The sequence below is a fragment of the Paraburkholderia bannensis NBRC 103871 genome, assembly GCF_000685015.1.
In the GTDB taxonomy this organism is placed as follows: domain Bacteria; phylum Pseudomonadota; class Gammaproteobacteria; order Burkholderiales; family Burkholderiaceae; genus Paraburkholderia; species Paraburkholderia bannensis.
This window is the reverse complement of sequence record NZ_BAYA01000014.1, coordinates 17,287-42,063: the sequence shown is the minus strand read 5'-3', so window position 1 is coordinate 42,063 and position 24,777 is coordinate 17,287. Positions and strand designations below refer to the sequence as shown.

General features: G+C 65.5%; 18 protein-coding genes. 8 read left to right on the top strand and 10 right to left on the bottom strand.

Features of this window, described 5'->3' with window-relative positions; all coding sequences use genetic code 11:
- The first annotated feature begins 103 nt into the window (after positions 1 to 103).
- A complete protein-coding gene (locus BBA01S_RS21290) occupies positions 104 to 1,306 on the top strand; it encodes an ammonium transporter (protein WP_027818223.1) in 1,203 nt (400 codons plus the stop codon).
- A 70-nt stretch (positions 1,307 to 1,376) separates the two neighbouring features.
- Here the strand turns inward: BBA01S_RS21290 and BBA01S_RS21285 are convergent, their stop codons facing one another.
- Positions 1,377 to 2,114, bottom strand: coding sequence for an SDR family oxidoreductase (locus BBA01S_RS21285; protein WP_027818222.1), 738 nt, complete (start codon positions 2,112 to 2,114; stop codon positions 1,377 to 1,379).
- Between the two features lie 133 nt (positions 2,115 to 2,247).
- A complete protein-coding gene (locus BBA01S_RS21280) occupies positions 2,248 to 3,165 on the bottom strand; it encodes a LysR family transcriptional regulator (RefSeq protein ID WP_027818221.1) in 918 nt (305 codons plus the stop codon).
- Positions 3,166 to 3,909: 744 nt separating this feature from the next.
- Between BBA01S_RS21280 and BBA01S_RS21275 the strand changes: the two genes are divergently transcribed.
- From BBA01S_RS21275 to BBA01S_RS21260, 4 genes are all read left to right on the top strand, one after another.
- Positions 3,910 to 4,764 carry an IclR family transcriptional regulator gene (locus BBA01S_RS21275; protein WP_027818220.1) on the top strand — a complete coding sequence of 285 codons (855 nt, stop codon included), beginning with the start codon at positions 3,910 to 3,912 and terminating at the stop codon, positions 4,762 to 4,764.
- Between the two features lie 450 nt (positions 4,765 to 5,214).
- Complete coding sequence (locus BBA01S_RS21270) at positions 5,215 to 6,609, top strand: MdtA/MuxA family multidrug efflux RND transporter periplasmic adaptor subunit (RefSeq protein ID WP_027818219.1); 1,395 nt, start codon at positions 5,215 to 5,217, stop codon at positions 6,607 to 6,609.
- A gap of 5 nt (positions 6,610 to 6,614) precedes the next feature.
- Positions 6,615 to 9,764 carry an MdtB/MuxB family multidrug efflux RND transporter permease subunit gene (locus BBA01S_RS42075; RefSeq protein ID WP_042297644.1) on the top strand — a complete coding sequence of 1,050 codons (3,150 nt, stop codon included), beginning with the start codon at positions 6,615 to 6,617 and terminating at the stop codon, positions 9,762 to 9,764.
- A gap of 4 nt (positions 9,765 to 9,768) precedes the next feature.
- Positions 9,769 to 13,083 carry an efflux RND transporter permease subunit gene (locus tag BBA01S_RS21260; protein WP_027818218.1) on the top strand — a complete coding sequence of 1,105 codons (3,315 nt, stop codon included), beginning with the start codon at positions 9,769 to 9,771 and terminating at the stop codon, positions 13,081 to 13,083.
- Between the two features lie 76 nt (positions 13,084 to 13,159).
- On the opposite strand, the gene BBA01S_RS21255 is transcribed toward BBA01S_RS21260, so the two are convergent.
- Positions 13,160 to 13,612 (bottom strand): Lrp/AsnC family transcriptional regulator, encoded by a 453-nt coding sequence (locus BBA01S_RS21255; RefSeq protein ID WP_027818217.1) that lies wholly within the window; start codon positions 13,610 to 13,612, stop codon positions 13,160 to 13,162.
- A 150-nt stretch (positions 13,613 to 13,762) separates the two neighbouring features.
- Here BBA01S_RS21255 and BBA01S_RS21250 point away from each other — a divergent pair, with 150 nt between their 5' ends.
- Complete coding sequence (locus BBA01S_RS21250) at positions 13,763 to 14,398, top strand: LysE family translocator (protein WP_156966024.1); 636 nt, start codon at positions 13,763 to 13,765, stop codon at positions 14,396 to 14,398.
- 41 nt (positions 14,399 to 14,439) lie between these two features.
- On the opposite strand, the gene BBA01S_RS21245 is transcribed toward BBA01S_RS21250, so the two are convergent.
- The 5 genes from BBA01S_RS21245 to BBA01S_RS42070 all read right to left on the bottom strand — a co-directional run bounded on the left by BBA01S_RS21245 (position 14,440) and on the right by BBA01S_RS42070 (position 18,221).
- Entirely contained in the window at positions 14,440 to 14,691 is a 252-nt protein-coding gene (locus tag BBA01S_RS21245; protein ID WP_027818215.1) for a YkvA family protein, read from the bottom strand.
- A 60-nt stretch (positions 14,692 to 14,751) separates the two neighbouring features.
- Positions 14,752 to 15,291 (bottom strand): outer membrane protein assembly factor BamE domain-containing protein, encoded by a 540-nt coding sequence (bamE, locus tag BBA01S_RS21240; RefSeq protein WP_027818214.1) that lies wholly within the window; start codon positions 15,289 to 15,291, stop codon positions 14,752 to 14,754.
- Positions 15,292 to 15,404: 113 nt separating this feature from the next.
- Positions 15,405 to 15,872: a hypothetical protein gene (locus BBA01S_RS21235; RefSeq protein ID WP_027818213.1), complete on the bottom strand. Its 468-nt coding sequence runs from the start codon at positions 15,870 to 15,872 to the stop codon at positions 15,405 to 15,407.
- A 178-nt stretch (positions 15,873 to 16,050) separates the two neighbouring features.
- Positions 16,051 to 16,611, bottom strand: a complete 561-nt coding sequence (locus BBA01S_RS21230; protein ID WP_027818212.1) for a peroxiredoxin — start codon at positions 16,609 to 16,611, stop codon at positions 16,051 to 16,053.
- 215 nt (positions 16,612 to 16,826) lie between these two features.
- Positions 16,827 to 18,221, bottom strand: coding sequence for an EAL and HDOD domain-containing protein (locus BBA01S_RS42070; protein WP_084162423.1), 1,395 nt, complete (start codon positions 18,219 to 18,221; stop codon positions 16,827 to 16,829).
- Between the two features lie 445 nt (positions 18,222 to 18,666).
- Between BBA01S_RS42070 and BBA01S_RS21215 the strand changes: the two genes are divergently transcribed.
- A complete protein-coding gene (locus tag BBA01S_RS21215; RefSeq protein WP_027818211.1) occupies positions 18,667 to 20,703 on the top strand; it encodes a putative bifunctional diguanylate cyclase/phosphodiesterase in 2,037 nt (678 codons plus the stop codon).
- Positions 20,704 to 20,757: 54 nt separating this feature from the next.
- Positions 20,758 to 22,200 (top strand): HDOD domain-containing protein, encoded by a 1,443-nt coding sequence (locus tag BBA01S_RS21210; RefSeq protein WP_042297677.1) that lies wholly within the window; start codon positions 20,758 to 20,760, stop codon positions 22,198 to 22,200.
- A gap of 75 nt (positions 22,201 to 22,275) precedes the next feature.
- Here BBA01S_RS21210 and BBA01S_RS21205 read toward each other — a convergent pair whose 3' ends face one another.
- Positions 22,276 to 23,610 carry an EAL and HDOD domain-containing protein gene (locus tag BBA01S_RS21205; protein WP_027818209.1) on the bottom strand — a complete coding sequence of 445 codons (1,335 nt, stop codon included), beginning with the start codon at positions 23,608 to 23,610 and terminating at the stop codon, positions 22,276 to 22,278.
- A gap of 351 nt (positions 23,611 to 23,961) precedes the next feature.
- The gene (locus BBA01S_RS21195; protein WP_027818208.1) at positions 23,962 to 24,762 is read right to left on the bottom strand and encodes an ABC transporter substrate-binding protein; all 801 of its coding nucleotides are present in this window, start codon (positions 24,760 to 24,762) and stop codon (positions 23,962 to 23,964) included.
- Positions 24,763 to 24,777: the final 15 nt, after the last annotated feature.

The window sequence follows — 24,777 nt, the reverse complement described above, 5'->3', positions numbered from 1 at the left end:
CTGGCTCGGGCGCAACACGGATCCTGTCGGCACCATCCTGGCGCACACCTGGCCCATAACTTGCTCTTAACGCGCTCCTTTAGGGCAAATGCAGGACGCAAGGATGGACAATCTCAAAAGCGGTACCGACACGCTATTTCTGCTGCTGGGCGCCGCCATGGTGCTCGCGATGCATGCAGGCTTCGCGTTTCTCGAACTCGGCACCGTGCGCAAGAAGAATCAGGTCAACGCGCTCGTGAAGATCCTCGTGGATTTTTCCGTCTCGACCATCGCCTATTTTTTCATCGGCTACACAATCGCCTACGGCGTGCAGTTCTTCTCGCCGGCCACGCTGCTGGCCGAGCACAACGGCTATCAGCTGGTGCGCTTCTTCTTCCTGCTGACCTTCGCGGCGGCGATTCCGGCGATCGTCTCGGGCGGCATCGCCGAGCGCTCGAAGTTCAATCCGCAACTGTTCGCGACCTTCGTCATCACGGGCTTCATCTATCCGTTCTTCGAGGGCATGGTCTGGAACAACCGCCTCGGCTTCGAGGACGCGATCACGCATGTGTTCGGCGTGCCCTTCCACGACTTCGCGGGTTCTGTCGTCGTGCACGCGTTCGGCGGCTGGGTCGCGCTGCCGGCCGTGCTGCTGCTCGGTGCGCGTCATGGCCGCTATTCGCGCGATGGTCGTATCGCGGCGCATCCGCCTTCAAGCATTCCGTTTCTCGCGCTCGGCGCATGGGTGCTCGCGGTGGGCTGGTTCGGCTTCAACGTGATGAGCGCGCAGACCATCGACAAGATCAGCGGCCTCGTCGCCGTGAACTCGCTGATGGCGATGGTGGGCGGCACGCTCGCGGCGTGGGCCGCGGGCCGCAACGATCCGGGCTTCACCTACAACGGGCCGCTCGCGGGTCTCGTGGCCGTCTGCGCGGGCTCGGACATCATGCATCCGCTCGGCGCGCTGGCGACGGGCGCGGTCGCGGGCGTGCTGTTCGTCTATATGTTCACCTGCGTGCAGAACCGCTGGCGTATCGACGACGTGCTCGGCGTGTGGCCGCTGCATGGTCTGTGCGGCGCGTGGGGCGGCATTGCGGCGGGGATCTTCGGCGCGCGCTGGCTGGGCGGCATCGGCGGCGTGTCGCTGGGCGCGCAGATCGTCGGCACGCTGGCCGGCATTGTGATGGCGTCGGTCGGCGGCTTCGTGGTCTATGGCGTGCTGCGCGCGACCGTGGGCCTGCGCATCGACCAGGAAGACGAATACAACGGCGCGGATCTCTCGATCCACAAGATCAGCGCGACGCCGGAGCGCGAGACCGTCTCCTGATTGCATCGCGTTCAGCGACGCCCTGACGTAAAAGCGCGAGCGGTCTTCACCGCCCGCGCTTTTTTTACGCTCAAAGCTGGCTCATGCCACCATCGACGATGATCTCGGTGCCGACGATGAACGCTGATTCCGCCGCGCTCAGGTGCAGCACCGTCGAGGCCAGCTCCGCCGCCGTGCCGAAGCGTCCGAGCGGGATCTGGGCAGCGAGCGCTTCCTTGGTGGCGTCGTCCATACCGATCTTGCCGTGCAGCGGCGTGGTCACGGGGCCGGGGCTGACGACATTCACGCGCACGCCGCGCGGCAGCAGTTCCGCCGACAGCGTCTTCGCGAACGACACCAGCGCTGCCTTGCTCGCCGCATAGACCGACGACATCGGCATGCCGATATGCGCGTTGATCGAACCGTTGAGGACAATCGAAGCGCCCTTGTTCAGGAGCGGCAGCAGCGCCTGGATCTGGAAGTACGCGCCCTTCACGTTGATGTCGAAGCTTTGATCCCAGAGCGCTTCGTCGACCTGGTCGAACGGCGCGAACTTCGCGACACCGGCGTTGATGAACACGGCGTCCAGGCTCACGCCCTCTTCTTTCAGCGCAGCGGCCAGTTCGCGCGAGGCGGCGGGCGACGCGGCGTCGTTGCGGTACGCCAGCGCATCGGCGCCGAGGATCTTGCGGGCGGCGTCAAGCGCGGCTTCGTCGCGGCCGGTCACGACGACACGTGCGCCTTCGGCTGCATAGGCTTGTGCGGTGGCAAGACCGATACCGCTGGTGCCGCCGGTGACGAGGACAGTTTTATTGGCAAAGCGTTTCATGGCGTTTCTCCGGTTTGGGAAGGGTGGCCCGTGCTGGACCGTAACGTCATAGTGCCGAGACTCAACTGTGTTGCCGTACAACCTCCACGACGGACATATACGAAATCTTCGAACATCTTGCCGACTTCGCACGTCAGGCGCTGACTTCAATCCCCTTTACCAGCCGAGCCGCCAGACGCGGCTGACGCAACTGGTCGATCCACCATTGCAGCGCGCGGCCGGGTCGCCCGGCGCGCCACGCCACGTAGAGCACGTTCGGCTCGCGCGGGCTTGCGGTGTCTTTCTCGACAAGCTCCCCGCTGGCGAGCAGCTTCGCGGCACGCTCGCGCGGCACCCAGCCGACGCCCAGCCCATCGCGCTGCGCGAGAATCTTGGCGCGCATCGTCGGCACCGCCAGCACGTCCTGGCCGCCCAGCAGCCCGTACGCGCGCCCGGGCGTATGGCGCGACGAATCGGCCACCGCCACGCTGCGCTCGGCCAGGATGCGCTCGCGCGTGAGCGGCTCGGCCACAGCGGCCAGCGGATGGCGCGCCCCCACCGCGAACACCCACTCCATCACGCCCAGCTCGAACCAGTGCAGGCCGGCGATCGCGGGCGGCTCGTTGGTCGCACCGACGATCAGGTCGGCGCGACCGTCGCGCAATGCTTCCCAGGTGCCCGCCAGCACCTCGTGGGTAAAGCGCAGCCTCACGCCCGAGTCGAGCGCGTCGAAGTCGCGCACGACCGGCATCAGCAGTTCGAATTCGAGGATTTCGTCCGTGACGATCCAAAGACGGTCTTCCCAGCCGTTCGCCACCTGGCGAACGCGCTGCGTCATGCGCGCGACGTCCTGCATCAGCCGCGCCGCCTCGTCGGCGAGCAACTGGCCCGCGGGCGTGAGTTGCAGGCGATAGCTGCGCCGGTCGAACAGCAGCGCGTCGAAACGGGCCTCAAGCTGCCGCGCCGCATGCGAGACGGTCGAAGGCGCCTTGTTCAGGCGCGCGGCGGCACGCGACAGACTGCCGCTCTCGCGGATTGCTTCAAGCAAGGCCAGTTCATCTTCGGATAACATGTGCCGCTCCATCGAACGGGTGCGTGGCGATAGTACGTGAGCGCCCCTTCACGTGCGCCGGGCATGGCCATGAAGTGAGAGTGATCAGCGCAATTGAGGGACGATGTGCGCTGGCGCACAGCGAAAAAAAAGCGCCACGTGTGAACGTGACGCTTTGAAAAGTTCTAGCCATTCCGAGGGCCGTGCTAGAACCTGAGAGCCGGTAATCGACCACTGGATGGGGCCGGCAGCCAATCGTGGAGGGGAATCGTGATTTATGCGTTATGCATAACCCGAGACACTTAAAAACCCCGCAAGGTTCGCGAGGTTCCGGGTTCAGGCCGATGCTTTAAAACGTCATCGAAACAATTCAAACCCTTTCCATACGACTGCGCCATGACCGCCGAAACCGAAACTACGCGCAATATTGGTGCAAAAAAGCCTGTTTTCTTGCGTGTAGTCAGGATTTCAGATCCTGTCGAAATTAGATTCCATTTTTTACCCATATGCTGACTAAGTCAAGCAAAATCTCGCCAGATTACGCGAACTATCAAACATAACGGATTATGTTTTTTAGATACCGATATGGCCCGCGTTTCCCCGCTCCACGTGGCTTTCGTCCGACAGATGGGCTTTGCGCCGGGATTTCGCCCCTTCTGCCATGCGTATCGAATTTGCACACGATGCAATAAAAGTTGAAATAGTGTTCCAGAAAACACACACAACAACACGACAAACCAACAACCACACCTGAGAGCTTTGCCGATGACCTCCAACTCCCCCTCCCGCGGCGAAGCGGCGCGGGACGCCAAAGACGGCAGCGCCGACGAAGTCACCGCGGAAGTCACCGCGCTCGCGCGCGGCCTGGCCGTCCTGCGCGCCATCGCCGCCGCCGAAGCACCGCTCGGCAATCGCGAACTGACGGAGCTTACCGGCATTCCCAAAGCGACGCTTTCGCGCTTGACGGGCACGCTCGTCTCCACCGGTTTCCTGGCCCGTTTGCCCGATAGCGAACGCTTCGTGCTGACGTCGTCGGTGCTGGAACTGTCGAGCGGCTTCCTGCGCAACGCCGACCTGCGCGAACGCGCGCGCCCCTTCCTCACGCGTCTGGCCGAGCGCACCGCGCTGTCGGTGCACCTCGCCGTGCGCGACCGGCTGGACATGGTGGTGATCGACGCGATCCGGCCGCGCTCCGCCGTGCTCGTTTCGCGTCTCGAAGTCGGCTCGCGCATCGACATGAGCCGCACGGCCGTGGGCCGCGCCTATCTGGTGGCGCTCGACACGGCTTCGCGCGCCGAATTGAGCACCGCCCTGCAGGCCGCCGCGGGCAACGACTGGGGCTTCGTCAGCAGCCGCCTGGACGCCGCGCTCGCCGAGACCGCCGCGCAGGGCTACGCCATGGCCATCGGCGAGTGGTACGAAGGCCTGAACGCCATCGCGGGCGCCTTTGCCGGCCCCAACGGCGAGCTCTACGCCATCAATTGCGGCGGCGCTGCCCAGCAGTGCCCGCGCGACTGGCTGGTCTCGCACGCGGTGCCGCTGCTGCGCGAATGCGTCGAGCGCATCGCCGGTGAAATCGGCGGCACGGCATGCCTGCCCGCGCCCGTGCGGCCCGCGTAGCATTCACGCGGGCACTTCCACGAGGCTCTGATCAATAAAGACCGACACCCGAACGCCCAAATCCTTACACACGGCCGATACGTCCTGTAACCTCCGTAACGCCTCGAAAGATACGGCACTGGACGGTAACAAAGGGCGCAACGTAGCATCATGCTTTTCGGGTGGCGTGAGCCGCCGGTAAGGCGTCGGTCAGTCATTAGTACGCCGTCGCAAGCGCGCACGCTTGCGTGGCGGCGCCCGCACATCGTCCTTCGTCCTCCGCCAGCCGCCCTCGCGGGCCAGCCAGCCGCCACCTGACATCAAGCTTGCGCGCAACTCGCGTAGCATCGGCAAACCTGGCCGCAGCCGCAGCCTTTGCCTCGTGCCCGCACGCGCCAAACCGCACAACCGGCACGCACGTCGTCGCTACGCACGTCGCCGTTACCCCGTTACACGCAACCGACCTGACCGATGGATCAACAAGAAAAGCGCCCGGATTCACCTCGTCGAGATACGCCGCCCTCGCCCGCCACGGGCACTGCGGCACCGCGCAAGAGCCGCGGCAAGCTGATTGCGATCGCGGTCGTGTTGATCGTCGCGGCCATCGTGCTGTGGCGCTGGCAGCCCTGGAACCGCAACCCGAACGGCGGTGCGGGCGCACCCAATGCCGCCAGCGGCGGCGGCGGCCGTCACATGGGGCGCGGCGGCGCCGGCGGCGCGTTCGCCAGCATGCCGCAGCCGGTAAGCGTGGCGACGGCCCAGGCCGGCGACATGCCCATCGTCATCACCGCGCTCGGCACGGTCACGCCGCTGGCCGACGTCACGGTGCGCACGCAACTATCGGGCACGCTGCAAAGCGTCAACTTCCAGGAAGGCCAGATGGTCAACAAGGGCGACGTGCTCGCCCAGATCGATCCGCGCCCGTACCAGATTTCGCTCTCCAACGCCGAAGGCCAGCTCGCGCGCGACCAGGCGCTGCTCGCCACCGCCCGCCTCGACCTCAAGCGCTATCAGACGCTGCTCGCGCAGGACTCGATCGCGAGCCAGCAGGTCGACACGCAGGCCTCGCTCGTCAAGCAATACGAAGGCACCGTCAAGTCCGATCAGGCCAACATCGACACCTACAAGCTCGACCTCACCTACGCGCGCATCACCGCGCCGGTGTCGGGCCGCGTCGGCCTGCGCCAGGTCGATCCGGGCAACTATGTGACGTCCGGCGACACCAACGGTCTCGTCGTGCTCACCCAGTTGCAGCCGATCAGCGTGATCTTCACGACCTCGGAAGACAATCTGCCGTCGATCATGAAGCAGCTGCACGCGGGCACGAAGATGTCCGTGGCCGCCTATGACCGCAGCAACACGACGCTGCTGCAAAACGGCTTCGTGCAGACCATCGACAACCAGATCGACACCACCACGGGCACCGTCAAGCTGCGCGCGAGCTTCGCCAATAGCGACGAGTCGCTGTTCCCGAACCAGTTCGTCAATGCGCGCCTGCTCGTCGATACGATCCACAACGCCGTGATCGTGCCGACCTCGGCCGTGCTCAACGGCTCGCAGGGCCAGTATGTGTATGTGGTCAAGCCCGACAACACCGTGACGGTGCGCGTCGTGAAGGTCGGCCCGGTCGACGCGGAGCGCACCAGCATCGCCTCGGGGCTCGCCGTGGGCGAGCGCGTGGTGATCGACGGCTCCGACCGCCTGCGCGAAGGCGCGAAGATCACGATTCCCGCCGCCCATCCGAAGCACGCTTCGGGCGCGAGAGGTGCATCAGGGGCATCGGGCGCTTCCTGGGCCGGCGCCGCTTCGGGCGCGTCAGGCGCGCACCACCATCGCCGCCACGCCTCTGAGACTTCGGGCCAGTAAGCCGCATGAATCCGTCCCGCGCCTTTATCCTGCGCCCGGTCGGCACGGCGCTGCTCATGGCGGCGATCATGCTGGTCGGTCTCGTCGCCCTGCATTTCCTGCCGCTGTCCGCGCTGCCTGAAGTCGATTACCCGACCATCCAGGTGCAGACCTTCTATCCGGGCGCGAGCCCGGACGTGATGACGTCCTCGGTCACGGCGCCGCTTGAGCGCCAGTTCGGCCAGATGCCGTCGCTCAACCAGATGTCGTCGCAAAGCTCGGCGGGCGCCTCGGTCATCACGCTGCAGTTCAGCCTCGACCTGCCGCTCGACATCGCCGAACAGGAAGTGCAGGCCGCCATCAACGCGGCCGGCAACCTGCTGCCCTCCGACCTGCCCGCGCCGCCGATCTACGCCAAGGTCAACCCCGCCGACGCACCAATCCTCACGCTCGCGATCACCTCGAAGACGCTGCCGCTCACGCAGATCCAGGATCTCGCCGACACGCGTCTCGCGCAGAAGATCTCGCAGGTCGCGGGCGTGGGTCTGGTGAGCCTGTCGGGCGGCCAGCGCCCTGCCGTGCGCATCCAGGCGAACCCGCGCGCGCTCGCGGCCTACGGCCTGAACCTGGACGACCTGCGCACCAGCATCTCGAACCTGAACGTCAACACGCCGAAGGGCAACTTCGACGGCCCGACGCGCGCCTACACCATCAACGCAAACGACCAGCTCACCGACGCCGACGCCTACAAGGACGCGGTGATCGCCTATCGCAACGGCCGTCCGGTGATGCTCACCGACGTCGCCAACATCATCCAGGGCGCGGAGAACACCAAGCTCGGCGCGTGGGTCGACGACACGCCCGCGATCATCCTGAACGTGCAGCGCCAGCCCGGCGCGAACGTGATCGCGGTCGTGGACAACATCAAGGCGCTCTTGCCGCAGTTGCAGGAATCGCTGCCGCAGTCGCTCGACGTGCAGATCGTCACCGACCGCACCACCACGATCCGCGCCTCGGTGCGCGACGTGCAGTTCGAACTGCTGATGTCGGTCGTGCTGGTCGTGCTGGTGATGTACCTGTTCCTCGCCAACATCTACGCGACCATCATTCCGAGTCTTTCGGTGCCGCTCTCGCTGATCGGCACGCTGGCCGTGATGTACCTGTGCGGCTTCTCGCTCGACAACCTCTCGCTGATGGCGCTGACCATCGCGACCGGCTTCGTGGTGGACGACGCCATCGTCATGATCGAGAACATCGCGCGCTACGTGGAGGACGGCGACACGCCGCTCGAAGCCGCGCTCAAGGGCTCGAAGCAGATCGGCTTCACCATCATCTCGCTGACGGTCTCGCTGATCGCCGTGCTGATTCCGCTGCTCTTCATGGGCGACGTGGTCGGGCGCCTGTTCCACGAATTCGCGATCACGCTCGCCGTGACCATCGTGATTTCGGCGATCGTCTCGCTCACGCTGGTGCCGATGATGTGCGCGAAGATGCTGCGCCACACGCCGCCCACCGAAAGCCGCCGCTTCGAGACGCGCGTGCACGCGTTCTTCGACTACATCATCGGCCGCTATGGCGTGGCGCTCGAATGGGTGCTCGCGCGCCAGCGCCTCACGCTGCTGGTGTTCGCGATCACGATGGTGCTCACGGGCTTTCTCTACGTGGTGGTGCCCAAGGGCTTCTTCCCGGTGCAGGACACGGGCGTGATCCAGGCAATCACGCAGGCGCCGCAGTCGGTCTCGTATGCGTCGATGGCCGAGCGCCAGCAGGCGCTCGCCAACGAGATCCTGAAGAACGAGAACGTCGAGAGCCTGACGTCGTTCATCGGCGTGGACGGCTCGAACATCACGCTCAATAGCGGGCGCATGCTCATCAACCTGAAGCCGCGCGACGACCGCAGCGAGACCGCGAGCGAGATCATCCGCGATCTCCAGCAATCGACCGCGCATGTGCCGGGCGCGACGCTCTACATGCAGCCGGTGCAGGATCTGACGATCGACTCGACCGTAAGCCCGACGCAGTATCAGTTCATGCTCACGACGCCCAACATCCAGGACTTCACGACCTGGGTGCCCAAGCTCGTGCGCCGCCTGCAGCAGGTGCCGGAACTCGCCGATGTCGCGACCGACCTGCAGGATCAGGGCTCGTCGGTGTTCATCGAGATCGACCGCGCGAGCGCGGCGCGCTACGGCATCACGCCCGCGACCGTCGACAACGCGCTCTACGATGCCTACGGGCAGCGCATCATCTCGACGATCTTCACGCAGTCGAACCAGTACCGCGTGATCCTCGAAGCCGATCCGGTGATGCAGCACTACACCGATTCGCTGAACTCGATCTACCTGCCCTCCTCGACGTCGACGACGGGCCAGGTGCCGCTGTCGGCCATTGCGAAGTTCCACGAGCGGCCCGCGCCGCTGCTGGTCTCGCACCTGTCGCAGTTCCCGGCCACGACCGTGTCGTTCAACCTCGCGCCGGGCGCATCGCTGGGCGCGGCAGTCAAGGCGATCCAGCAGGCCGAGCAGGAGATCGGTCTGCCAGGCTCGTTCCAGACGCGCTTCCAGGGCGCGGCGCTGGCGTTCCAGGCGTCGCTCTCGAACGAGCTGTTCCTGATCCTTGCGGCCATCGTGACGATGTATATCGTGCTGGGCGTGCTCTACGAGAGCTTCGTGCATCCGATCACGATTCTGTCGACGCTGCCCTCGGCGGGGATCGGCGCGCTGCTTGCGCTGATGATCACCGGGCACGATCTGGACATCATCGGCATCATCGGCATCGTGCTCTTGATCGGCATCGTGAAGAAGAACGCGATCATGATGATCGACTTCGCGCTCGACGCCGAACGCAACGAAGGCAAGGCGCCGCGCGAGGCGATCTATCAGGCGTGCCTGCTGCGCTTTCGCCCGATCATGATGACGACGATGGCGGCGCTGCTCGGCGCGCTGCCGCTGATGCTCGGCACGGGTGCGGGTTCGGAATTGCGGCGCCCGCTGGGCATCGCGATCGCGGGCGGCCTGATCGTGTCGCAGGCGCTCACGCTGTTCACGACGCCGGTGATCTATCTGGCCTTCGACGCGCTCGCGGCGCGCATGCGCAAGCGCTTTGGCGGCGGATCCAATCCAACGCCACCGACGCCGCCGACACCGCCGACGCCTTCGCCGGACGCGGAGCATTGACGCGATGAATCTCTCGCGCCCCTTCATTTCTCGCCCCGTCGCGACCACGCTGCTTGCGCTGGGCATCGCGCTGGCCGGCCTGTTCGCGTTCACGAAACTGCCGGTGGCGCCGCTGCCGCAGGTGGACTTCCCGACCATCTCGGTGCAGGCGACGCTGCCGGGCGCGAGCCCGGAAACCGTCGCAACCAGCGTGGCGAGCCCGCTGGAGCGGCACCTGGGCTCGATCGCCGACGTCAGCGAGATGACCTCGCAAAGCTCGGTGGGCAGCACGCGCATCACGCTGCAATTCGGCCTCAATCGCGACATCGACGGCGCCGCGCGCGACGTGCAGGCCGCCATCAACGCCGCGCGCGCCGACCTGCCGACGAGCCTGCGCTCGAACCCGACGTACCACAAGGTCAACCCCGCCGATGCGCCGATCCTGATTCTCGCGCTCACCTCGCCCACGCTCACGCCGGGCCAGCTGTACGACTCGGCGGCGACGGTCTTGCAGCAGTCGCTCTCGCAGGTGGACGGGATCGGCGAAGTCGACGTGAACGGCTCCGCCAACCCGGCGGTGCGCATCGAGCTGGAGCCGCACGCGCTGTTTCACTACGGCATCGGCCTGGAAGACGTGCGCGCGGCGCTGGCCTCCGCCAACGCCAACAGCCCGAAAGGCGACATCGAGTTCGGCCCGCAGCGCTTCCAGCTCTACACCAACGACCAGGCGAGCAAGGCCAGCCAGTACAAGGATCTTGTGATCGCCTACCGCAACAACGCGGGCGTGAAGCTCTCGGACGTGGGCGAAGTCGTCGATTCGGTGGAAGACCTGCGCAACCTTGGCCTGACCAACGGCAAGCATTCGGTGCTGGTGATCCTTTACCGCCAGCCCGGCGCGAACATCATCGAGACCGTCGACCGCGTGATCGCGATGCTGCCGCAACTGAAGGCCTCGCTGCCCGCCGACGTCGAAGTGATCCCCACCTCCGACCGCTCGGTGACGATCCGATCGTCGCTCAAGGACACCGAGCGCACGCTCATCATCGCCGTCGCCCTCGTCGTGATGGTGGTGTTCCTGTTCCTGCGCAACTGGCGCGCCACGCTGATCCCGAGCGTGGCCGTGCCCATCTCGATCATCGGCACCTTCGCGGCCATGTACCTGATGGGCTTCTCGCTCGACAACCTTTCGCTGATGGCGCTCACCATCGCGACGGGCTTCGTCGTCGACGACGCGATCGTGGTGCTGGAAAACATCTCGCGGCACATCGAAAACGGCGTGCCGCGCATGCAGGCAGCGCTGCTCGGCGCACGCGAAGTCGGCTTCACGGTGCTCTCGATCAGCGTGTCGCTGGTGGCCGTGTTCCTGCCGATTTTGCTGATGGGCGGCATCGTCGGGCGCCTGTTCCGCGAATTCGCGCTCACGCTGTCGCTGGCGATTGCGGTGTCGCTGGCCGTCTCGCTCACGCTCACACCGATGATGTGCTCGCGCCTGCTTGAGGAGCGGCACGAAAAGAAGGAGGAAGGCCGTTTCGCACAGTGGCTCGAACGGGGCTTCATGCGCCTGCAAGGCGGCTACGAGCGCACGCTCGGCTGGGCGCTCGCGCGGCCGCTGCTGATCCTCGCGATCCTGCTCGCCACCATCGCGCTGAACGTCGTGCTCTACGTGATCGTGCCGAAGGGCTTCTTCCCGCAGCAGGACACGGGCCGGCTGATCGGCGGCATCCAGGCCGACCAGTCCACCTCGTTCCAGGCGATGAAGGTGAAGTTCGCCGAGATGCAGCGCATCGTCCAGCAGAATCCGGCCGTCGATTCGGTGGCGGGCTTCACGGGCGGGCGCGCGACCAACGCGGGCTTCATGTTCATCTCGCTCAAGCCCAAGAGCGAGCGCAAGCTGTCCGCCGACCAGGTGATCGCGCAGTTGCGCGGGCCGCTCTCGGACGTAGCGGGCGCGCGCACCTTCCTGCAGGCGGTGCAGGACATTCGCGTGGGCGGTCGGCAGTCGAATGCGCAGTACCAGTTCACGCTGCTCGCCGACAACACCACCGATCTCTACAAGTGGGGGCCGAAGCTCACCGAAGCCCTGCAGGCGCGGCCCGAGCTCGCCGACGTGAATTCCGACCAGCAGCAAGGCGGCCTGGAAGCGATGGTGACGATCGACCGCAAGAGCGCCGCGCGGCTGAACATCACGCCCTCGCAGATCGACAACACGCTCTATGACGCGTTCGGCCAGCGCCAGGTCTCGACGATCTACAACCCGCTGAACCAGTACCACGTCGTGATGGAAGTCGCGCCGCAGTACTGGCAGAGCCCGGAGATGCTCAACCAGATCTGGGTCAGCACCTCGGGCGGCACGGCGAGCGGCGCGCAAAGCACCAACGCGACGGCGGGCACGGTGAGCGGCCCCACGACCGCGACGTCGAGCGCATCGACGGGCGGCACGAGCGGCACCACCAGTTCGAGCGCCGCGGCCCTTGCCGCCGATTCGGCGCGCAACCTGGCAACCAACTCGCTCGCCGCGAGCGGCAAGTCGAGCGCGTCGTCGGGCGCTGCCGTGTCCACCTCGAAGGAAACGATGATTCCGCTGTCGGCCATCGCCTCGTTCGGGCCGGGCACGACGCCGCTGTCGGTGAATCACCAGAGCCAGTTCGTGGCGTCGACGATCTCGTTCAACCTGCCGCCGGGCAAGTCGCTCTCCGACGCGACCCAGGCCATCTACGACACGATGGCCGAGATCGGCATGCCGCAGACCATCCACGGCAGCTTCCAGGGCACGGCGCAGGCGTTCCAGCAGTCGCTCGACAACCAGCCGATCCTGATCCTGGCGGCGCTGCTGGCCGTCTATATCGTGCTGGGCATCCTGTACGAGAGCTATATCCATCCGCTCACGATTCTCTCGACGCTGCCTTCGGCGGGGGTGGGCGCCCTGCTCGCGCTGCTGCTGTTCAAGACGGAGTTCAGCATCATCGCGCTGATTGGCGTGATCCTGCTCATCGGCATCGTCAAGAAGAACGCGATCATGATGGTCGACTTCGCGATCGAGGCGTCGCGCCAGGGTTTGAGTTCGCGCGATGCGATCTTCCAGGCGTGCCTGCTGCGTTTCAGGCCGATCATGATGACGACGTTCGCGGCGCTGCTGGGCGCGCTGCCGCTGGCGTTCGGCAGCGGCGAAGGCGCCGAGCTGCGCGCGCCGCTGGGGATTTCGATTGTCGGCGGGCTGATCGTGAGCCAGATGCTCACGCTCTATACGACGCCGGTGGTGTACCTGTATATGGATCGCCTGCGCGTCTGGTGGGACGCAAAACGCGGCAAGATCGCGCCGCCGCCGCGAGCGGTGGAATAAGCGGATCGATGCGGCAAGAAGCGAAAGCGGCTGGGGCGAAAGCTTCAGCCGCTTTTTTTATGGCGCGCGCCCTTCGTCAAAGCGGCAGCGGACGATCCTGGAAGATGCTCTTCATCACGAGCGTGGACGTGAGCCGCAGCACCGAAGGCAGCGGCAACAGGCGGCGGTCGTAGAGCGTCTGGAACGCCTTCAGGTCGCGCGTGACGACATGCAGCATGTAGTCGGGTTCGCCGAACAGGCGCTCGGCTCGCGTGATCTCGGGAATGTCGACGAGTGCATCCTCGAAATCGTGAACGTTTTCGCTACTGCCCTCGCGCAGCGTCGCGAACACGATCGCCGAAAAATTCAGCCCGACCGCCGACGGCTCGATCGTCGCCCGATAGCCGCTGATGACCTCTGCGCTTTCGAGCGCGCGCAGCCGCCGCTGGCATGGCGAAAGGCTCAAGCCCACGCGCTCGCTCAGCTCGGTGATTGAAAGTCGTCCATCCTGCTGGATCTCAGCAAGAATCTTGCGGTCTATGGCGTCCATGCGCGAAATATTAGCGCCGTTCAGCGTCTGCTGACAAGATTTAGGGAGCACTTCCCTGCTCCAAAACCCTAATATTTGCGACCTCCGCGCGCGCGTCCTCCAGGGGGATAGACGCAGCGCGCATCATCGGAAATAAAGGGAAGTACAGCAGTGCAAGCAAGTCTGTTGACCGCGTTCTGGATCGTCTCGTTCTCTCTCGTCATGGTGCCGGGAGCGGACTGGGCCTATGCGATTTCCGCCGGCCTGCGCGGACGCGTGATCGCGCCTGCGGTGGGCGGCATGCTGCTCGGCTATCTGGCGATCACGCTGGTGGTCGCGGCAGGTGTCGGGACGTTGGTGACGAGCGTGCCTGCGGTGCTCTCCGTGCTGACCGTGGTGGGCGGCGCATACCTGCTCTGGCTGGGCGTCAAGACCCTGCTGCGCCCCGCGTCGCAGCTTTCGGCCGGCGACGACCAAGGCCAGCAAAGCCGCCAGGGCTGGGCGATGCGCGGCTTTGCGATCAGCGGGCTGAATCCGAAGGCGATCCTGCTGTTCGTCGCGCTCCTGCCGCAGTTCACGCGCCCCGGCGCGGGATGGTCGGTGTCCGTGCAGATCGTGGTGCTCGGCGCGCTGCACATGCTCAATTGCGCGTCGGTGTATTCGGTCGTCGGCCTGGGGTCGAAAGCGGTGCTCAGCACGCGCCCGAAGGCCGCGCGCGTCGTCAGCCAGCTATCGGGCGCGGCGATGATCCTGGTGGCGCTGGTGCTGTTCGCGGAACAGGTGTTTGCGGTGGTGCGCCACGCTTGAGGGCGTGGGCGCCATGTCCACTCACAATCTCCTCAAGCCCCTCAAGCCCGCCCCGCCCGCCTCATCTCCATCGGCAGGCACTTGACGAGCAGATGCAGCACGAGCGGCACGATGATGCCGTCGTCGATCACGCCTGCCACCGGCAGCGCGATATTGAACGGATCGAGCGCATAAAGCCCGAGCAGCACGGTCGCCGGCAGCAGCCACACCGGCCTGCCGGGCTGGCGCAGCGCGTACCACAGCACCCGCGCATCGCCCTTCACGACGTTCCACAGCAACGACAGACGCTTCATCACTTCACCCTCCGCGCAATCAAGCGCTCACGACCGCTTCAGTGCAACCTGAATGCAACTTCAGTGCGTCCCATGCCCCGGCGCATCCGAGCGCGAAGTCCGCACCACCAGCCCGTCTGGCGAGAAGTGCGCATTGAACATGCCATCGCCGGTCACGCCGCCTTCGGCCCAGTGCCAGCTCCACACTTCCTCGTGGCTGAGCGCGTATTTCGCGACTTCGGCCGGCTTGCCGAGCAGGCGGCGCACATCGTCCTGGGTCATGCCCGGCACCACCTGGGCGATATTCTGCGCAGTCAGCGCCTGCGTCATGGCGACGAGCTTGCCGTCGGCGTCGAAGTCGAGCATCCACGTGTTCAGGCCGTTCGGGCCACGCGGGTATTCGAGCCGTTCCGTGCCATCGTCGTTCTGCCAGACGATCTCGGGCTTGCCGGCCTGGCGGCGCACGTCCTCGACCGTCGACTCGCCGATCTTCAGGCCGCCGAACGCCATCGAATCGGGCTTGATCGCGTTGACGGCATCCGCGACTTTCTGCTGGTCACAGGCGGTGAAAAGCGGTGCGCTCAGCGCAAGCGCGAGGCCAAGAAAACAGGTGCGCAGCATGGGCGATCTATGACCGAACAGTGAGAAATCAAGCATAAGAATCAGGCAGTTACAAATCTGGTCAGTTCGCTGGTCAGTTCGCTGGTCAGTTCGCTGGTCAGTTCATGGGCAGTTCAAAGCTTCTGCGCGATCGCCAGCGTAAAAATGCGCGACCAGCGCTTCGCCTCGCGCTCGCCGGGCATGGGCAATTGCCAGAGCGGCTTGCGGGCGTCCGCCACGCGCAGTGCGACGTGCCAGCCGTTCGCATCGCGCTCGGGCTGTGCGCCTTGCATATCCGCGAAGATGTAGGCGCCGTGTTCCTCGCCTTGCGTGATTTCGCACAGGCGCTTGTCGGCGGCCAGCCGCGCTTCGCCCCACGGGCCGGTGACGCGATGCGTCCAGTCGCCCTCCCCGCGCAGGTTGGGCGCGATGTCGCGGCGGCGGCGCAGCCAGTGAGCAATGAGCGCGCTGACGATGGCCGCCGCCACCACGGCGGCGCCAATCGCGACGCCGGTGCCGAATTGCGCGGCGATGGCGTCATAAGACCAGACCGCGCCATAAACCAGCGCGGCGAATACAAACAGCAGGACGAATATGGGCATACGGGAAACGGACGGCGCGCACGCGGCAAAGCGTGCGCGCGAACCGGGAGACAGAGCGGAAAAACCGCACGATACCAGCGCCTCATGCTCGTGGCATCGGCGCGGCGGCGAGAACTTGTCTCACCGCAAGGCCGTCATGCACGCCGATTGACGCGATATCGCCGCAGTCGCTGCCCGCCTATTGCTGAGGATGCTGCGCGGCCCATTCCTTCACGGCGCGCAGGGTGTTCTCGACGTGCTGGTCGGGCGACAGGCTCGTGTACTCGTAGATGACCTTGCCGTCCGGCGCGATCACGTAGGACACGCGATTGGCCATCGACGCATGCAGCGGCATCGACGCGTCATAGGACTTGATGATCTTCGAATCCTCGTCGGCGGCCACCGGGAACTTGCTGCGGCACTCGCTCACCGAAAACTTCGTCAGCGTGTCGATGTTGTCGTGCGAAACGCCGATCACGGTCGCACCGTACTTCTTGTACTCGTCCACGGCTTCGGCGAATTCATGCGCTTCGATCGTGCAACCCTTCGTGAATGCGGCCGGATAGAAGTACACCACCACAGGGCCTTTCTTGAGTTCGGAGGCGAGCGAATAGGTGTAGGTCTTGCCGCCCAGCGACGCCTGGGTCGTGAAGTCGGGCGCCGGGTCGCCCGGCTTGAGCGTGGCCTGGGCACTGAGCGCGAACAGCGAAAGTCCCGCGCACACGAGCGCTGCGGCGGCCGCGAAATACCTCGGTTTCATGTCGGATTTCCTCGTGGTCCTTGAACGGATCGCCGCACGTGCAGATGCACAGACCTTGCGTCGCGGCGAGCGCCCCTATTGGATCACACTCGGCCCGCGCGCGCAGAACGCGGCGGCGGGCCTCATGCGCGGCGGCGCCGATTGCGGCTTGCGATGCGCAAACGGCGTGCCTTAGACATGCCTCAAGCGTGCCAAACGGACGTTACACGCGCCTTTCAGCCATCGGCATAGGCCGAGAACCACGCGCTCGCCCACAGGTTCAGTTCGCCGAGCAACGGCGGCGTGAGCGCCTCGAAGCGCCCACCCGCCTGCGAGACAAGCGACTGCGCGAGCTGGTCGTCGCCCTGTTCGGCGGCTTCGGCCACACGTAGCAGCATGCCCAGCTCGCCGCGCTGGCCATCGACGGCTTCGCTGATCTCGCGCGACAGCCCGAGGCGCTCAAGCGTGTGCGCGGGCGTCGAGCCCACCAGCACGTGCACCAGCGAGAAGATGCCGGTCATGAAAGCCGCATCGGCGAAATCGGCGTCGTTCGGCGCGAGGCTGCGCGCGGCCAGTTCCATGAAGTGCGAGCGCGTGCCCGCAAGCTGCACGAGCGGATCCGAGCTCCACGGCAGGTCGCGACCGCTCGCATAGAGCAGCAGCTGCGCCCAGCGCGCGATCTGGCGCGTGCCCGCCGCAAGCACGGCTTCGCGCAGCGACGAGATCGGCCGGCCCGGCGCATAGGCGCTGGAATTGACGAGACGCAGCAGCTGCACCACCACGCCCGGATGGCTGCGCAGCTCGGCTTCGAGTTCGGCGATGCCGACGTCGCCCGCCACCAGCGCAAGCAGGCGCACGAGCGCAAGACGCGAGGCCCGCACCTTCGGCGCGCGCAGCACCTGCGGGCGCGCGAAGAAGTAACCCTGGAACAGGTCGAAGCCCAGGTCGCGCGTGTACTCGAAGTCCTCGCGCGTCTCGACTTTCTCGGCGATCAGCGTCTTGCCTTCGGCGGCGATGGCGGCGGCGAGCGCGGGCAGCGCCGCGCGCTCGGTCTGCATCAGGTCGATCTTGATGATGTCGGCGTACGGCAGCGCGCGGCGCAGGCTGTCGGTGAGCGCGGTCACGTCGTCGAAGGCGATGCGGTAGCCTGCGCGGCGCAACTGCGCGAGACGCTCCAGCACGGCCGTGTCGAAGCCCACATGCTCCAGCACTTCGAGCACGAAGCGATCGGGCGGCAACAGATGGACGATGTCGTCGAACAGCAGCTCGCGGCTCATGTTGACGTAGCCGTAATGGTGTCCCAGCACGGCAGGCACGCCAAGCTGGCCCATCGTGCGCGTCATCACCTGGGCGGTGGCGAGCGCGTCGTCGAAGACATCGGCGCGATTCTGCGGGCCGCTGCGGAACAGCAGCTCATAGGCGCTGAGCGCGCCGTTGCGGTCGAGGATCGGTTGGCGGCCCAGATAGACGAACGGCTGCACCGTGGCGCTCAGGGCAGACGGCGCGGCACTCTGCGACGCGGACGATGAATCCGACTGCGCGGGCAGGCTGGACTGCGGAGTGCCGGAGCCACTATCGCCTGGCTCGGCCGGAGGCTCCGGTCGTGCGGACGCTGACGATGAATCGGACATGGCGAAAAGACTCGGGCGAATAAATTCGGTCTCGAAGACCCGGTGCGCGCGGCCCCCACTTGCATGGGTTCCGGTTTCGCGAACCTGATCGGACAATAACCGGTCAAAAATTGACGTACTGGAAAATGGCCGGTCTGGCGCCCCGGTTCGTATCAGGCTGAAGCAAAAGACTAACCTAAACTCTTGCGCGCGGGGCGCTGAGCATGCATTCTGCATCGCCGGGGACGTCCGACCGGCGCCACTTTAACCGAATCTGGGCGTGCTGGCATCGGGCTTGGCGGGGAGCTGGCCATCTGGGCGATTTTTCTGTCCAGCCACTAAAGATTTCGTTCGAGTGGTCGATATCTTGGTCTGATGGGGCGTGTCATGCCGGTGGCCGCACGCCGCGCGACTGACACGAACGACGCATACACGCCGACTAGTAAACAGGTTGCCAGCGATACACATGGAAGCGAACAGGATCACCGCGCCCCGCCCGGGCTGGCTACGCACGGTCATGGACCGCCTGCGGGCACGCGCCGGCCGCGCTGGCGCACCCGGCGTTCCGCTTGCAGCGGCGAATGGCGCGCCGCTCGTGCCCGCCGCCTCTGACATGGGCGGCACGGCCTATGCCCAGGCGGCATCGGGCCATCCGGGACACGCGGGCCTCATGTCCAACCCGTCCACCCCGGCCAACCCCGGCGGCGCACCCGTGCCGAACCTGCCCGTCCCGCACTCCGACGCCGTCTCGCGCTCGTTCGAGCAGACCGCCGCCGCGGTGGACTTCCTCGTGCACGTCGACCGCAACCTGCGTTTCCTCTACGTTTCGGACGCGAGCCTGCGCTTTGCCGGTTACCACCGCGAGTTCCTGCTCGGCGCGACGCTGCATGACCTGGTCGCCCCCGAACATCTCGCGCGCCTCGACGCCCTGTTCGTGCGTGCGCTGGAAAGCGGCGGCGTCGAGAAAACCACGGTCGATCTCATCAAGGCCCTGACCTATCCGATGGCGGTGGAGCTGCGCGTGCAGCGCGCGTCCTACGCCGGCATGGACGGCTTCGCGATTGCGGGCTTCGACGTCTCGTCATGGCAAGGCGCGCAGGCGCGCCTCACGCATGCGCTGCATCACGATCCGCTTACGGGCCTGCCGAACCAGGCCGCGCTCGGCCCCGCGCTCGAACGCGCCCAGGCCGAAGCCGACGCGCATGGCGTGCCGGTCGCCCTGCTGCTGCTCGACCTCGACGACTATCAGCGCGTGAACCGCGCGCTCGGCTACGACGCGGGCGACGAACTGCTGCGCGAGACCGCGCGCCGCCTGAGCCATCTCGCCTTGCAAGGCGAACTGATCGCCCGCATCGGCAGCGACGAATTCGCCATCCTGATCACGCCGCAACTGCGCGGCGAACCGGGCGACATCCGCGTGGCCGCCGAAGCGCTCGCGCGCCGCCTGCTCACTTCCGTGCTGCAGCCCTATACGTTCCGCGACCAGCCCGTGCATCTGTCCGCGAGCATCGGCATTGCCTTCCATCCGGATCAGCGCATCCAGGCCAGCACGGCTTCGAACGCCGAAGCCGCGCCAACCGATGCGCCGGCAGACGGCCATCCGGACACGACGCCGCTGATCCGCCGCGCCGACCAGGCGCTGCAGACGGCCAAGGCCGCCGGCGGCAACACCTTGATGTTGCATGTACCCGACAACGATCCGACCGATGCGCTGCTGCTCAAGCTTGAGTCGGATCTCTACGACGGCGTGCGCAACGGCGAGTTCTCGCTGCACTTCCAGCCCATTACCAGCAGCGCGACGCGCGGTGTGGTCGGGGTCGAAGCGCTGATCCGCTGGCAACATCCATTGCACGGTCTCGTGCCGCCTTCAACGTTTATTCCGCTTGCGGAATCCGTCGGGCTGATTAATTATCTCGGCAACTGGGTTTTGAAAGCGGCCTGCATGCAATTGACGCAATGGGACGAGCAAGGCATTGCCTTGCAGTACATCGCCGTCAACGTCTCGCCGCAGCAGTTCCGCAATCCGCGTTTCAAGGACAGCGTACAGGAGGCGATCCAGCTCACCGGGCTCGATCCGCGTCGGCTGGTCTTCGAAATTACCGAAAGCCTGCTGATGCAGGATCCGCAGCACGCGGTCAAGCTGCTCGAAGAACTGACGGGCCTGGGCATCCGCTTTGCTGTGGATGACTTCGGCACGGGGTATTCGAGTCTCGCGTACCTGCAGCGCTTTCCGCTTTCGAAACTGAAGATCGACCGCAGCTTCGTTGAGAACCTGCTCACCTCGCGTAACGATCAGGCGATCGTCAACGCGGTCGTGGGCCTTGCGCGCACGCTGGAACTCGAACTCGTCGCCGAAGGCGTCGAGACCGAGGCGCAGCGCGAGTTGCTCACGAAGATGGGTTGCGACCATATCCAGGGATGGCTCGTCTGCAAGGCGTTGCCGTCCGAGGAGCTCTCGAAGCGTTTCGAGTCGCGCACCCTGCACGTTCATCGCGTGCACTGATGCCGACACCGATATCGATACACGCTGGGCATTAGCGAAATTGACATGGTTCAGATGGTAAAGGCTGTCCTGCTCGACCGGCTCTGGGCTCGCATGAACGAGCGCGGGGACTTCCCCATGCTGTCGCAATCGCTGCGCACCACAGTCGCCGCCATGACGAACGACGACTACGACTTCAGCGCACTCGTGAAGGTCGTGTTGTCGGACTTCGCGCTCACGCAGAAGGTGCTGCGTCTGGCCAACTCGGCGATGTACATGGCCTTCGGCGGCAATATCACCACCGTGACGCGCGCCTTGATGGTGCTCGGCATGGACGCGGTCGGCCATCTCGTGGTCGGCCTGAAGATCGTCGATCACTTCCATCACAGCGCGCCGCGCCGCATCGACGCCAAGCTCGAACTCAACCGCACCATGCTGTCGGGTTTCGTCGCGCGCAAGCTCACCGAGCGCGGCGACCTGCGCGCGGGCGAAGAAGCCGTGGTCTGCACGCTGATGCGTCAGGTCGGCAAGCTGCTGGTGGTGTTCTATCTCGAACCCGAGTGGGATCAGATCCGCCGCGAATGCGACAACGGCGTGGGCGAGGACGAAGCCTGCATCGACGTGCTGGGCGTGACCTTCGCCGAGATCGGCCAGGATGCGGCCTCGCGCTGGCGTCTGCCCGAAGCGATCCGCGAAGGCATGGGCGAATTCGATCCGGCCGGCAATGAGCCGCTCAATGTGCAGTGGCTGCGCGCGATCACCAACTATTCGACTGAAGTCGCGCGCGTGCTGACCACGCCCGGCCTCACCGAGGAAACGCGCGAAGAGCACATCACCGACCTCGCGCACTTCTATGGCCGCGCGCTGTCGACCGATCCGGAAACACTGGTGCAGATGAGTCTGGCGCTCGCGCGCGAGGAAGCCGACGACGGCGTGATGCGCGAGATCGTCGAGCTGCGCGCCAACGCCGATGCGATCGCGCGCGAGGCGCTCGATCCCGAGGCGCGCATCACGGCGGGCGTGGAAGACCTGCGCTCGCTGCCGCCCGATAGCTCGCTCAATACGGCGCTCACGCTGGCCACGGAAACCGTGCTCGCCGGTTTGGGTTTCGCGCGCACGGTGGTGTTCGTGCGACGCGGCGCGAACATGTTCGAGGCGCAGCGCGGCTTCGGCCCGCAGATGGAAGAAGGGCTGGAGAAGCTGTCGTTCAGCGCGGCGTTCCAGCCCGATGTGTTCCATCTGGCGATCGCGAATTCGGTGGGCATTTTCATCGAGAATGCGCGCGACCCGAAGATGCTGGCGCGCCTGCCGGGCTGGTATCGCGCGCGCTTCGACGATACGCGCGCCTTCGTGCTGCTGCCGGTGGCGGTGCCGGGCGACGCGCCCGTGGCGCTCGTCTACGGCGACTGGCTGATGAGCCAGGAACCGCGCCGCATCTCGCAGAAGGAAATGAGCGCGCTCAACGGGCTCGCGCACGAACTCGCGCGCTTCTTCGCGGCGCATCCCGTCAAGGCCTGAACTTGCTGCCCGCCCGCGCCAGCTTTGCGCTGGCGCGCGTCGGCACCTTCGGGCGGCCTCAGCCGCCCTCGCCGCTCAATCTTCGATACGTTCCAGTCCTTGCGCCTCGGCGTTGCGGTCGGCCATGCCCGCCCACTCCGCCGAAGCGAGCGCAAGCGCGGCCACTGCGCCCGCATCGAGCGGCGCTAGCTGCGCGCACGCCATATCGACAGCCGCCCAGTCGCCATACTCCAGCGCCTCGATCACGTCGAGCAACCGTCCCAGCACGCCTTCGCGATGCGAAATGGCCGCACGGATCGGCTTGCTTAGCCGCAGCACTTCCAGCGCGCTCTCCAGCGAGCCGCCAAACACCGCATCGACGAACGAAAACACGCCGACGAGGAACGCCGCGTCCTCTTCGCTCTGCCCGGCTTCCGGCACGATGGCCGTGGCGAGTTCCATGAAGCGCGCGCGCGTGGCGGCCAGCTGCAGCAGCGGATCGTCTTCGAGCTTGACCTTGCGTCCGTCGGCGTACAGCAGCAGTTGCGTCCAGCGCGCGATGCGATTGGTGCCCGTCGCGTTGATCGCCTCGCGCAGCGTCGTGACCTTGCGGCCCAGCGCGTAGCTGCTCGAATTGGCGAGACGCATCAGGTGCATCACGAGCACCGGATTGAGCTTGAGCTCCGATTCGAGCTGCATCACCGTGGGTTCCGAAGCGAGCAGTTGCAGCAGGTTCAGCAGCGCCTGGCGCGGCGCGCTCGCACGGCGCGAGCCACCCTGATGCTTCGCGAAGTAATAGCCCTGGAAGCGGTCGAAACCGAGCGCATGGGCGCGATCGTGCGCTTCGGGCGTCTCCACGTTGAGCGCGACCAGGATCTTGCCCGCCGACTTGAGCACGCTCGTGAACTTCGGCAGCAGCGCGGGCGCGATGTCCTGGGTATCGAGCTTGATCGCTTCCACGTAGGGCAGGAGCTTCGCGAACGATTCGTCGGCCTTCGTCACATTGTCGAGCGCGAAGCGATAACGCTTGGCGTGCAGCGTAACGAGGCGCGCGATCAGTTCAGGATCGGCGCCGATGCCGACCGGCAGTTCAAGCATGACGCGATCGGGCGCGAGGCGCAGCAGCCGGTCGTCGAACAGCGCTTCGCGCGTCACATCGAGCCACGCGGGATGACCGCTCAGCGAGGCGCGCAGGGCCGGCGCGTTGAACGCCTTGATGAGCGCGGCGCCTGCGCTTGCGCGCGGATCCACCTCGCCTTCGACGGCGCCACGGATCACACGCGGCAGCGTCTCGTACGCGCACAGCATGCCGTCGCGATCGAGCATCGGCTGACGCGCGAAATATACCTGGTAGGGATCGGCCAACTGGCCGCTGGATGGATCGCCTTCGACGCCCGACATGACCTGCCGGTCTGCGGCACTGATGCTCATGGGTCCCCCGCGAGGCGCCGTGCCTGAAGCGGCGCCAAGGTCGTTTGTTGGTCTCTCGTTCGACTCGTTCTTGCTCGCCGCGCGCGCTTTCAGGTGCAATTTCACGCTGAAACGCTGCAGCTGCGGCCTCTTTCTATCTTTCCAATTCTATCCTGGCGGATACGTCCGGCATATGAAGTGGACACTCAATTCGAAGAAATTTTCAGTCGGCTGAACGATGAAAACGACCTGCAATACAGGGATTATTTCGTCATTAATCAGGATGCCAAATTATTTATCCAGTAAAAAATACCGGCCAGTCGAGACTGGCCGGCATCGTGTCCTGCGGGTGACTTCTTCAGCGTCGTGCGCTTACTTCAGCACGACCTTCACGTCGAAGTATTTGGCGGCGATCTTGTCGATCGTGCCGTCGGCCTTCAAGTCCTTGAGCGCACCGTTGAGCGCTGCCTTGAGCGCCGCGTCGTTCTTGCGCACGCCGTAGCCCACGCCTTCGCCGAGCAGCTTCGCATCGACGACCTGCGGGCCCGCGAACGCGAAGCCTGCGCCTTGCGGCTTGTTCAGGAAGCCCTTCGATGCGGCTTCGGCGTCCTGGAATGCAGCGTCCAGACGGCCCGAAACGAGATCGGCGTAGATCTGGTCCTGGGTCTGGTACGGCACGACGTCGACGCCAGCCGGCGCCCACTTGGCCTTCGCGTAGGTTTCCTGGATCGTGCCCTGGAGCACGCCCACGTGCTTGCCCTTGAGCGAATCAGCCGTCGGCAGCAGCGGGCTGCCCTTCTTCGCGATCATCTGGTTGGGGATCGCGTAGATCGGATCGGTGAAGTCGATCGCCTGGCGGCGCTGATCGGTGATGGTCATGTCCGAGTTGATGGCGTTGAACTTGCGCGCCTGCAGCGCCGGGATCAGGCCGTCAAACGAGTTTTCCACCCACACGCACTTCACCTTGAGCTTCGCGCAGACGGCGTTGCCCACGTCGATATCGAAGCCTTGCAGCTCGCCGCTCGGCGATTTCGATTCGAACGGCGCATACGACGCCTCGACGCCGAAGCGGATTTCCTTGAGGTCGGCGGCTTGCGCGAGTGACGCGCCCGCGCCGAAGGTGACGGCCGTGCAGAGCGCGAAGGTGGCCAGCTTGTTCCAGTTCATGTTCATCAGTGTCTCTATCCA